This window comes from [Clostridium] symbiosum ATCC 14940 (genome assembly GCF_000466485.1).
Lineage (GTDB): Bacteria > Bacillota > Clostridia > Lachnospirales > Lachnospiraceae > Otoolea > Otoolea symbiosa.
In genome coordinates this window covers 1-9461 of sequence record NZ_KE992847.1, presented here as the reverse complement: position 1 = coordinate 9461, position 9461 = coordinate 1, and the positions used below count along the sequence as shown (strand labels likewise).

Below are 9461 nucleotides of genomic sequence, written 5' to 3'. Positions count from 1 at the left end.
TATTTGAGGAAATGTTCCCGTTTATTCCGATTTTTGTGGGAATTGCCATTGCCATGGGCTATGATGCCATTGTCGGCCTTGCCATTGTCGCTCTTGGCACCGGCCTCGGCTACAGCGGCGCCGTCATGAACCCGTTTACGGTCGGCATGGCGCAGAGTATTGCCGATGTCCCGCAGATGTCGGGCGCCGGTTACCGGATTATCTGTCATATCATCCTGATTGCGGTCGCCTCCTTCTTCGTTATCCGGTACGCATTAAAAATCCAGGCCGATCCGACAAAAAGCCTTGTTTACGGTGATGATTTCAGCAGCCTTGCCATGGATTCGGATCATATCGAAAACAAGCCGTTTGGGATCAGGGAAAAACTGGTGTTAGCCACTCTCGTTGCCGGTATCGTTGTGATCGTGTGGGGAACGAAAGCCAAGGGATGGTATTTTGCGGAACTGAGCGCAGTATTCCTTTTGATGGGACTTGTAAGCGGTTTCATCATGGGCTGGGGACCCAATGAAATAGCCGAGAAAGTGGCGAAGAGCTTCTCCGAGATTGCCGTTGCCTGTATGATGATAGGTATTGCCCGCGGCATTCTGGTGGTTCTACAGGCAGGCCATATTATCGATACTATCGTATACTACCTGTCTATCCCGCTTTCCAAGCTTCCGGGAGCCATCTCCGCTGTTGCAATGTTCCTGGTTCAGACCGGAATTAATTTCTTCATCCCGTCCGGTTCCGGCCAGGCGGTGACAAGTATGCCGATTATGGCACCTCTGGCAGACCTGATTGGCATCTCCAGACAGTCGGCCGTACTGGCATTCCAGTTTGGCGACGGCCTTTCCAATATCATCTGGCCTACATCGATGACGCCAATCATCTGCGGTATCGCCGGTGTCAAGATTGAAAAATGGTGGAAATGGTTTGTCCCTGTCTTTATCGTACTCGTTCTTACGCAGAGCATACTGATGGCTGTCTCCGTCGTTATCTGGTAACGATAACCGGCTCGCAGAGCGCACAGGTCACCGACTTCAACGATAACCTGCAAGCAGAATGTACAGGTCACCGGCTTTCATGCAGAAAGGCAGTACCGGACAGTTGAAATTCAACTGCCCGGTGCTGCCTTTTTTGTCCGGCTTTTTCCGGACCTTCTACTGCGTTTTCAATTTGAGATCCACATGATAAATATTAATGGGTCTTCCTTTATTTCCATTTCTCTTCTGTCCGCAGACGGATGCATATCCGCCCTTCTCCAGATTGGATAAAAATTTATTGGCGCTGCGGAGGGAAATCCCCAGTCCGTCTATCAAATCCTGGGAAGTGATTTCCTTACTCTCAACCGCGTTCAGGACTTCCGCAATCCGTACCACCGTCTCGGACGACAGCTTCACCTTATCCGCTATCTCTGAGACAGACCCCGCCCTGACGGAAAAAACCGGTCCGATCCCTGAATCCACATCGGCTGTCAGGAAAATCAGGGATTCATTCTGGTCAAGAAGAAAGCTTCCGATATTGTCCTTTCCCCTGCTCCGGCCGAAATGGCTGGCATTAATGGCATTCAGCCTGGCCTGATAAATATTGTCCCCGATTCCATAGCCCACGGAACCCGGAAAATCCAGTTCCCTGATTAAGAACGGTAAGAGCTGGCATTGATGGAACCCCTCTGTCAGCTGCTCCATCGTCTCGCAGTCCATATACAGCTCCAGCTCATCGTAATTTGCCTTGAAAATAGCCTTATTAAAATGAATCTGGTTAAACTGTATTACCATGCGCACCAGTTCGAGACGGAACAGGTCATATTTGTCTTTATACAGATCCCTGGCTCTTTCCGTATTGACATGGATGACCGCGGAACGGCTCTTATTAAATTTCTTGATATATATACTCTTTTTCAGTTCTTCTATGCTATTCCAGAACGCCCACTCGCCGCGGTACACGTAATAACAGGGAATATCTTTATCCTTCATCCGCTCTATGACACTTTGATAATAGGTAATGATGAGATCCAGTTTCCCCTCCTCATACTGTTTCACATAGAAGTCCTGGACACGCTGCTCTTCCTTCTCAATCTCTTCCAGACTCTGCATACTGCTCCAATACGCCTCATGTTTATAAGCGGCCTGGGCAAATTTTTCCTCCCTAATCAGCTCTTTCAGCGTCTTTTTGTCATCAAGGAAATCCATCCCCACGCGGGAAAGATCCACATGCTCCACACCTTCCGTAACAATGTGGTGGAGAAGCGCCTGGTAAGCATTTTCCACATTTACGGAAGCATGGCCTATTATCGCGTCTTCACTTTTTTCACCTAATATTTTAATGGCCTGGAAAGGGATAAGGCCGCTTACAAAAAATCCGTCATATTGATCTTTTATAGAGAGAAAAATATCCTGTACCTCTCTCACCGTCGAATATGGGATAAAATCAATGACAACATCTTCCGGTTTGTTTGACATATAGCTGCTGATTCTCTCCCGAAAGTGTTCTTTTAGCAGCAGTGCAATTTTAAATACCATTTTTGTCCCTTTCAGAATTTGTGATGCAATTATTATACGCCAGCCGGCAAAAAATGTAAATACATTGACATTGGGTGTGGACAGTAACCGTAACCGTTCAGCCATGATGTATTCCGCGAGGTGTTTTCGCTGTTTTTTGCGAAAATCCCGAGTTGTGCGGCGCGAAACGACGTTTTTTGCCGTTTCTGTGCATCATTTGTTACGGTTTAGCCGAAGGATGAACTGTTACCAGTAACCCTATCCAGCCTGGTACGGCAGATTGATTGTGAATACCGCCCCCTGTCCATTCTGGTTCTCTGCCGAAATCTCCCCTCCGTGCATTTTTACAATCGCCTTTGTAATGGCCAATCCGATTCCCATGCCTCCTGTCTTTTTGCTGCGGGATTTGTCAACCCGGTAAAACCGCTCAAACAGATGTGAAATATCCTCCTCAGGTATACCAGGACCGTCGTCCCGGACCTTTATCTCCACGTGTCCTTCCCGCATTCTGTATTCTACTGCAATATGACCGCCTCCGGGCGTATAAGCCAGAGCATTGGAGATCAGATTTATCATACACTGCTTCAGACGGTAATAATCCGCATAAACGGGCGTCTTAGGCGGCATTGCCATTAGAAGCCTTATATTTTTCTCCTTTGCCTTGATTTCAAAGCCGTCAAATACCTCCATGCATAACTCCCTGAAATCAAATCTCCGTTTATCTGGCGCCTGCTCCTTATTTTCAAGCAGATAGAGTTCCTGGAGCTGCTCCACAATCCCGACCAGCCTCAGAATTTCCGCGTGACAGCTTTCCAGCCTGGCTGTCGTTGTCTCCCAAACCCCGTCTATCATTGCCTCCATATGGGTCTGCAGATTCGTAAGCGGCGTACGAAGTTCGTGGGCCACATCCGACGTAATCCGGCGCTTTTGCTTTTCATTTTCTTCCAGCTTAAGCGACATTTCGTTGATCGCTTCAATCAGAAGGGCCGTCTCTGCAATGGAGGAATTTTTTTCCGCCTGTGTCCCGTACTCACCGCCGGCTATCCTCTGTGCCGTCCGTATCACGCCTGTAACCGGATCGGTGACAGCCCGTGCGATTAACATACCAAGAACAGCCACAATGCAAAGAGCTGCCGCACCGATAATCAAAAGTGATTTATCGAGGCTTTTCATCAGCTCTAATTCGCCGTCACTCAGAGAATACGGACCGTAATACCCTAATTTTAACGTGCCTGTGACCTTTCCGTCCTGAATCAACGGATACTGCTCTTCCGTGTACCCGCCTTTGAAATTAGGATACTTCTGGTTCATATTCTCTTCCGCATGCTGCAGCACCATCGAACACTCTTCTGCCCTGTGGCTCCTTATATCCCAGTCCAGAGTTTTGTCTTCGTTCTCAAGCTGCATAATTATCCCGTTTTGTAATGCGGCATACCCAACCATTTCAATGCCTCTCTGATCATAGCTTCCTGCCTGCTCATCATAGAGCATGCCGACCTGAGCCACAATCCGGCTGATTTGGTTTTTCCGCTGCTTTTTTGCATATTGTTCAAATGTCCTGGTTTCCGTGACATTGAATAGAACGCTCAATGTCAGGACCAGCAGCACTGCAATCAAAGAATACGGAATAATCAAGGTGCTTTTTAATGTTTTTTTCATTCGGTAACCCCTACAAATCTATACCCAATCCCGTGTACCGTGACGATAAAAACGGGATTTTTCCGATCCTCCTCAATTTTAGAGCGGATACTTTTTATATAGGTGTCAATACTTCTGTCATATCCGTCAAAATTATCATCCAAAGCATAGGTGATGAGCTGTTCTCTGGTAAATGTCCGGTTCGGAGCCTTAGCCATTGTAGCCAGAATTTTGTATTCCGTCGGTGTCAGGCCGGCATCCTGTCCCCCGGCCTTAACGTCTCCGTTTTGAAAATCTATCACAAGGCTCCCCTGATTATAGGAAACCGGGACGCTGATAAGTTTATCGCTCTCCACCCTTCTCAAGACTGCTTCTGCCTTTGCCACCACGGTTCTCGGGCTGAACGGTTTAAAAATATAATCGTCCGCGCCAAGCCTGAGTCCCTTTATCAAATCATTTTCCTCTGTCTTCGCCGTCAGCATAATAATCGGTACACGGGAAACAGCGCGCACCATCCTGCATATTTCCTCCCCCATGATATCCGGAAGCATTAAATCCAAAAGTATCAAAGAGATATCGTTATTTCTGAACAGCTCCATAGCTGCCGCGCCGTCATAGGCACACAGGACCTCATATCCCGCTTTTTCCAGATAAGCCTGCAAAACCTCCACTATCTTCTCTTCATCATCTACCAGAAGAATCGTCCTGTTTTTTCCCATAACTGATCACCATGTCCTGTTTTTTCATTTTCATTAACCTGCCAAGCCGGGCAGACGCTTTATTCTATCACAGTCCGGGCCTGCCGAAAACTGCAGCTCTCTTTAAATTACTCTTCTTATAGAAAGAATACGCTTATAGGTTGCCGGAGAAATTTTGATTCCTTCCCTCTCGTTACTTGCATGTACTAACTGATTCTGACCTATGTAAATGCCTATATGTCCTTTATAAGATATAATATCTCCCGGCACCGCATTTTCCAAACCTCCCACTTCAGTTCCCGCCCGGCCCTGCTCCCTGGATGTTCTTGGAAGCTCTATACCAAACTGCTTGAAAACGCTCATGACAAACCCGGAACAGTCGGCGCCTCCCGTCAGGCTGGTTCCGCCATACTTGTATGGATTTCCGACAAATTGGGTGGCAAATGCGACAACCTCTGCTCCCTTATCCACTTTTTCCGTCTCCTGGGCTGCTGCCTGTGGCGGAAGCTGTTCCTGCATCTGTGACTGCTCCTGTATGATTTCTTTCCCAGGCCCCGACGCATCTCTTATCTCCTCCTCCGCCGCTTTCCCATTCTTCTGTGTTTCCTCCTTCTGCGGTCCTATCTCCTGCAATCCCATCTCCTGCGGTCCTATCTTCTGCAGTTCTATCTTCCCAGTTTCTTTCTCCTGCGTTTCTGTCTTCTGTATTTCATCTGACCTTGATTTCTCATACACCGCAGTCCTTGCCGCAGAATTCTTTGCCTGGGCAGGATGACTGTTGACTGATGTCAGAACCATTCCAATCATTAAAGCCGCCATTAATTTGCCTGTCCGCATCTTTTTTCCTCCTGTGTTTCAAATCTAAATATTACATTTCTGTTACAAATTATCATATAAATGTGGGGATTGTATGAAGATTATGTGAACACATGAGGATTTCATTGTCCGGTTACTATATTTATTACATTTTAAACCAATTTCTATACATCTGCAGCCAGCATGCTTTCCTATGAAAAAAAGGACTGCAACTCAAGTTAAACTTGAATCGCAGCACTCTGCTCTGCCTTATTTCATAACGAATCCTTAAACGCGCGGAACCCCAGCCCAAGTACCTCCGATGTCTCCGTAACCATGACAAATGCATCGGGATCTTCTTCATATACAATTCTTTTCAGCTTGACAAACTGAGACTTTCTCACCGTACATAAAAGAACGCTGGTATCCTTCCTGCTGTATGCCCCTTTTGCCGGAAGCACCGTCGCCGTCCGGTCCAGCTCATAAATCACCTTGGCAGCTATGCCGTCCGGATTCCCGGTCACAATCGTTGCCATACTTCCCGCATCACCGCCGTAAATAATGGAATCGATCACTTTCGTCTGTGCATACAGCGCAATCAGTCCAAAAAGAGCTGCTTCAATATTGCCGAATACAAATATTGAAAACATTAATATCACGCTGTCCACCACCAGCAAGGCTCTTCCAATGGACATATGAGGCCTCTTCTTCTGGAGCAGGTAACCGATTATATCCGTCCCACCCGTGGTCGTCCCCGTCATAAAAATCATGGCCATGCCCACACCGACCAGTACTCCCCCGTACAGGCTGCAAAGCATCCTGTCCCCATTATACACCGGGCAGATGGGAGCCACCGCCAGATCCAGAATCAGAGAGCATACGATGCTCGCTGCTGCCGTTGTGACGGCGAAACGGCGGCTGAGATAAAACCAGGCCAGTATTAAAAGTGGTATATTTAATACCAGAGTCAAAGCTCCCACCGGCAGATCCGTCAGATAATTGACCATCAGCGCGATGCCGGACGCACCGCCCGGCGCTATGTTGGCCGGAACCATAAATGCATGCGTGCCGATACTGTAAATCACAGCCCCAATCAGAAGCAGCCCCACGTCTTTTACCGAAATCCTTTCACGAAGTTTTACCATTCCTATTCCCCTTCCTTTCATACCTTCCCTGCTGACATTTTCCCCAAAAATGCTGTTTAATATGATTCTTATCCACAAATCTGCCGATACAAATAAACAGGTGACACCCTCTGAAGGACATCACCTGTTATTATCAGGCCCAAAGGCCATCTTTCCATTGCAGGATATACCATGCCAAAAATCAACGGTATTTATTCGATACTGTAATTCGGAGCTTCCTTTGTAATATGGATATCGTGAGGATGGCTCTCTTTCAGGGAGGCAGCGGAAATCTTGATAAAGCTTCCCGTCTCCTGAAGCGTCCTGATATCGGCCGCTCCGCAGTAGCCCATGCCTGAGCGAAGGCCGCCCAGAAGCTGGAATACCGTATCTTCCACCATGCCCTTATATGCCACACGTCCTTCGACGCCTTCCGGAACCAGCTTTTTCGCATCGCTCTGGAAGTAGCGGTCCTTGCTTCCGTTCTCCATGGCCGCAATAGACCCCATACCGCGGTATACTTTATATTTTCTTCCCTGGTATAACTCAAATGTGCCCGGACTCTCGTCGCAGCCTGCAAACATGGAGCCCATCATACATACGCTTCCGCCGGCCGCGATTGCTTTCGTCACATCGCCCGAATACTTGATGCCGCCGTCTGCAATAATCGGTATATCATATTCTTTTGCCACCTCATAGCAGTCCATCACGGCCGTGATCTGCGGTACGCCGATACCGGCAACCACACGGGTGGTACAGATGGAACCAGGTCCGATACCGACTTTGACGGCATCCACACCGGCTTCAATCAGCGCTCTTGTGGCAGCGCCTGTCGCAACGTTGCCCGCAATAACCTGAACATCCGGGTAAGCTTCCTTGATCATCCTTACACAGCGAAGTACGTTCTCCGAGTGGCCGTGTGCAGAATCCAGCACAACCACATCCACCTTTGCCTTGACCAGTGCATCCACACGCTCCAGCACATTGGCGGTAATGCCGACGCCTGCGCCGCAGAGAAGCCTGCCCTGTTCATCCTTTGCTGAAAACGGATATTTAATCTGTTTCTCAATATCTTTAATAGTGATAAGTCCCTTTAAGTTGAAGTCGTCATCCACGATAGGAAGCTTCTCCACTCTGGCCTTTGCCAGGATTTTCTTCGCCTCAGTCAGGGTTATTCCCTCTTTTGCCGTCACCAGATTCCTGGAGGTCATGCACTCTTTAATCTTTCTGGAGAAATCCTCCTCGAACTTGAGGTCGCGGTTCGTGATGATGCCAACCAGCTTTCTTCCCTCTGTGATCGGCACACCGGAAATGCGGAATTTGCCCATCAGCTCGTCGGCATCCTTTAATGTATGTTCCGGGGATAGATAAAATGGGTCTGTGATGACACCGTTCTCTGAACGCTTAACCTTATCGACTTCCTCTGCCTGCTCTTCAATAGACATATTCTTGTGAATAATGCCGATACCGCCCTGTCTTGCCATGGCTATTGCCATTCTGTGCTCGGTAACGGTATCCATCCCGGCGCTCATCAAAGGGATATTCAGCTTAATTTTTTTCGTCAGATGCGTGCTTAAATCAACCTGATTCGGAATGATTTCTGAATATGACGGTACGAGCAGTACATCATCAAATGTAATGCCATCGCCAATAATCTTACCCATTAATTCTTCCTCACTTTCGTATTATGATTGTTTCAATCCACACCCGGTAATTTCACAGAGTGCGGCCACATCTTATACAGATGCGTGGTTTGGCCTCATGCCTTCTTGTGTCAAATAAACTCTCTTATTCCTGAATTTTGAGTTATTAGTATCTAATACTATCAAATTTGGCGAGTGATGTCAACCACACACGTTGACGTTTTTCCGGGAACCGTATCATCGGTTACTGTTCACACGGTTATGTCCCGCGAGGTGTTTTCGTGCGCATTTTGCACGAAAATCCCGAGTTTCACGGCGCGAAACGGCGCTTTTTGCCGTTTCTGTGCATCGCGAAGCGTGTTATTGTTCACAGCGCGCTGCTTTTTGGCGGGGTGTGAACAGTAACTATCATCGAATTGTGACAGCTCAGACAGCATGAACTGTTACATCTAATTTTCAAACATTTTTCTTGGAGCCATCTGCTTAATGCAGCGCAGCATTTTATCATCCGGTTCAAAAAGAACCTTTTCGCCCGCACCGCTCTTTGTATAGATAAAGGCATACCGGACCGCTCCCGCGTCTCCCGATGTATAATCGCTTACTTTTTTCACCTGATTATCGTACTCCCTGATTCTGCCGGAATTTTCAGGTGCGATAACCTGAATATCCTCCAGCGTGTATTCGGCCGCCTTTTTTCTACGCATCTTATTTAAAATACGGTCTACGGAAAAAATCTTATCCACCAGCAGATACTCATACTCCACATTCAGGTTTTGAATTGTGTGATAAGCAAAAGCGCACATTGCCGCAAAAGCAATAAATCCTGCCAGACCAAACAAGAGAATGGAACCGGCTGTAATAAGTAGTCCCACTGCCAATAATATCTTTATTAACGGCGCCGGCCCCGGCGGTTTCTTTTTAATCAGGCATTCTGCATAGCTTTCATTGAGCATGTAATTTCTCCCTTCATTCCTGTCTGTATCTGTCGTTATTACTATCCTACAACAAATTTTACCGGGATGCAAGGTATGAGAACATGGAGATTTAGATAAGCAGGTGAGGACGCCGCCGGAACGGCCAGCG

The 9461-nt window shown here is 47.5% G+C and carries 8 protein-coding genes; 1 reads left to right on the top strand and 7 read right to left on the bottom strand.

The features are described 5' to 3' along the window. Nucleotides 1-983: YfcC family protein (locus CLOSYM_RS05110; RefSeq protein ID WP_021641231.1), on the top strand; the 983-nt coding region annotated here is incomplete at its 5' end. Nucleotides 984-1139: 156 nt separating this feature from the next. On the opposite strand, the gene CLOSYM_RS05105 is transcribed toward CLOSYM_RS05110, so the two are convergent. The 7 genes from CLOSYM_RS05105 to CLOSYM_RS05075 form a co-directional block, all read right to left on the bottom strand. Then, complete coding sequence (locus CLOSYM_RS05105) at nt 1140-2501, bottom strand: hypothetical protein (RefSeq protein ID WP_044902145.1); 1362 nt, start codon at nt 2499-2501, stop codon at nt 1140-1142. Nucleotides 2502-2738: 237 nt separating this feature from the next. Continuing rightward, nucleotides 2739-4139, bottom strand: a complete 1401-nt coding sequence (locus CLOSYM_RS05100) for a sensor histidine kinase (protein ID WP_021641229.1) — start codon at nt 4137-4139, stop codon at nt 2739-2741. Next, nucleotides 4136-4837: a response regulator transcription factor gene (locus tag CLOSYM_RS05095; RefSeq protein ID WP_003499900.1), complete on the bottom strand. Its 702-nt coding sequence runs from the start codon at nt 4835-4837 to the stop codon at nt 4136-4138. Before CLOSYM_RS05095 ends, CLOSYM_RS05100 begins: the two co-directional genes overlap by 4 nt. Before the next feature lie 102 nt (nt 4838-4939). Then, on the bottom strand, nt 4940-5653 hold the full coding sequence (locus CLOSYM_RS05090; RefSeq protein ID WP_021641228.1) for a C40 family peptidase: 714 nt from the start codon (nt 5651-5653) through the stop codon (nt 4940-4942). 233 nt (nt 5654-5886) lie between these two features. Beyond that, nucleotides 5887-6777 carry a YitT family protein gene (locus tag CLOSYM_RS05085; protein ID WP_021641227.1) on the bottom strand — a complete coding sequence of 297 codons (891 nt, stop codon included), beginning with the start codon at nt 6775-6777 and terminating at the stop codon, nt 5887-5889. A gap of 170 nt (nt 6778-6947) precedes the next feature. Continuing rightward, the gene (gene guaB / locus CLOSYM_RS05080) at nt 6948-8399 is read right to left on the bottom strand and encodes an IMP dehydrogenase (protein WP_003499896.1); all 1452 of its coding nucleotides are present in this window, start codon (nt 8397-8399) and stop codon (nt 6948-6950) included. A gap of 428 nt (nt 8400-8827) precedes the next feature. Further along, nucleotides 8828-9331, bottom strand: coding sequence for a DUF6106 family protein (locus CLOSYM_RS05075; protein WP_021641225.1), 504 nt, complete (start codon nt 9329-9331; stop codon nt 8828-8830). Between the last annotated feature and the right edge of the window lie 130 nt (nt 9332-9461).

What these genes read in the sequence shown, in the direction of transcription:
- CLOSYM_RS05105 (WP_044902145.1), bottom strand. Translation starts at nt 2,501, where the DNA reads ATGGTATTTAAAATTGCACTGCTGCTAAAAGAACACTTTCGGGAGAGA.
- CLOSYM_RS05100 (WP_021641229.1), bottom strand. Translation starts at nt 4,139, where the DNA reads ATGAAAAAAACATTAAAAAGCACCTTGATTATTCCGTATTCTTTGATT.
- CLOSYM_RS05095 (WP_003499900.1), bottom strand. Translation starts at nt 4,837, where the DNA reads ATGGGAAAAAACAGGACGATTCTTCTGGTAGATGATGAAGAGAAGATA.
- CLOSYM_RS05090 (WP_021641228.1), bottom strand. Translation starts at nt 5,653, where the DNA reads ATGCGGACAGGCAAATTAATGGCGGCTTTAATGATTGGAATGGTTCTG.
- CLOSYM_RS05085 (WP_021641227.1), bottom strand. Translation starts at nt 6,777, where the DNA reads ATGAAAGGAAGGGGAATAGGAATGGTAAAACTTCGTGAAAGGATTTCG.
- guaB (WP_003499896.1), bottom strand. Translation starts at nt 8,399, where the DNA reads ATGGGTAAGATTATTGGCGATGGCATTACATTTGATGATGTACTGCTC.
- CLOSYM_RS05075 (WP_021641225.1), bottom strand. Translation starts at nt 9,331, where the DNA reads ATGCTCAATGAAAGCTATGCAGAATGCCTGATTAAAAAGAAACCGCCG.